Origin of the sequence: Novosphingobium profundi (genome assembly GCF_018491765.1) — a bacterium.
GTDB lineage: Bacteria > Pseudomonadota > Alphaproteobacteria > Sphingomonadales > Sphingomonadaceae > Novosphingobium > Novosphingobium profundi.
The window spans coordinates 1-1,165 of sequence record NZ_JABWCU010000068.1 but is presented as its reverse complement, the minus strand read 5'-3'; the positions used below and the strand labels follow the sequence as shown (position 1 = coordinate 1,165).

2 protein-coding genes are annotated in these 1,165 nt (G+C 65.6%); both read left to right on the top strand.

The genetic code is table 11. The annotated features are described in order from the left end of the window. On the top strand, positions 1-737 hold a 737-nt coding region (locus HT136_RS26025), incomplete at its 5' end, for a hydantoinase/oxoprolinase family protein (RefSeq protein ID WP_281423520.1). A 16-nt stretch (positions 738-753) separates the two neighbouring features. Beyond that, a partial coding sequence (locus HT136_RS26020) for a hydantoinase B/oxoprolinase family protein (protein ID WP_214202652.1) occupies positions 754-1,165 on the top strand: 412 nt, incomplete at its 3' end.

The following is a 1,165-nucleotide window of genomic DNA, read 5'->3' as shown; positions in this document are numbered from 1 at the left end:
GCTATGACCCCCGGCACTTCGCGGTCATGGGCTTTGGCGGGGCGGGTCCGCTCCACGTCAATGCCGTCGCCAGGCTGATGGGTTCGTGGCCCGCCGTCTCGCCGGTTTCGCCGGGCGTGCTGTGCGCGCTGGGCGATGCGACCACGCGCATGCGCACCGAGACCGCGCGTTCGTACTCCAAGCCCTTCTCGAAGACCGAAGAAAGCGACGTGCTCGCCCAGCTTGAAGAGATGGCCGCGCAGACCACCAAGGAACTCACCGGCGAGGGCATCGCGGCCAGCGACGTCACCGTCCAGTTCGAACTCGACGTGCGCTACGAAGGCCAGGCCTTCGAGGTGCCTCTCTCGATCGATCCCGAGACGCTCAAGGCCGGCGGTCTTGCCGCGATCATGCAGCGCTTCGACGACGAGCACGAGCGCCTCTTCACCTTCAAGATGGACTCCGAGCACGAGCTGGTGAACCTGCGTGCCGTGGCGCTCGGCCCCGTGCTCGACCTCGAGGCCCAGCGCCTGCCCGAAGGCAATGGCGATCCCATCGAGGCCAAGGTGCGCGACCATGAACTCTGGGCCGATGGCCAGATGGTGCCCGCCGCGATCTACGACCGTTCCAGGCTCAAGGCGAACGACGTGATCCAGGGTCCGGCCATCGTCACCGAGATGGACTCCACCACGCTCATCGAAGCCGACTGCACCGGCACCGTCGATGCCTACGGCAACATCCTCATCAACCTGAAGTGAGCGAAGGAACACTCTAATGCCCGCACAGATCATTCAGGAAAACCAGACCCCGTTCACCACGGTCGAGATCGACCCGGTCACGCTCGAGGTGATCGAGAACGCGCTTCGCAACGCCCGCATCGAGATGGATGCCACGCTCGTGCGCACCGCCATGTCGCCCGGCATCCGCGAACAGGGTGACGCCTTCCCGCTCATCGCCGACCACCAGGGCCGCATGATCGTGGGCCAGTTCGGCTCCTACATCGGCCCCTTCCTCGACGGCTTCGACGGCACCGTGGAAGACGGCGACATGATCTTCCTCTCCGACCCCTACTCGGTCGGCGGCGCGATCAGCCACTGCAACGACTGGCTCGTCCTGCTCCCCGTCTTCAAGGACGGGCGCCTCATCGCCTACACCTCGATGTTCGGCCACCAGAGCGACATCGGCG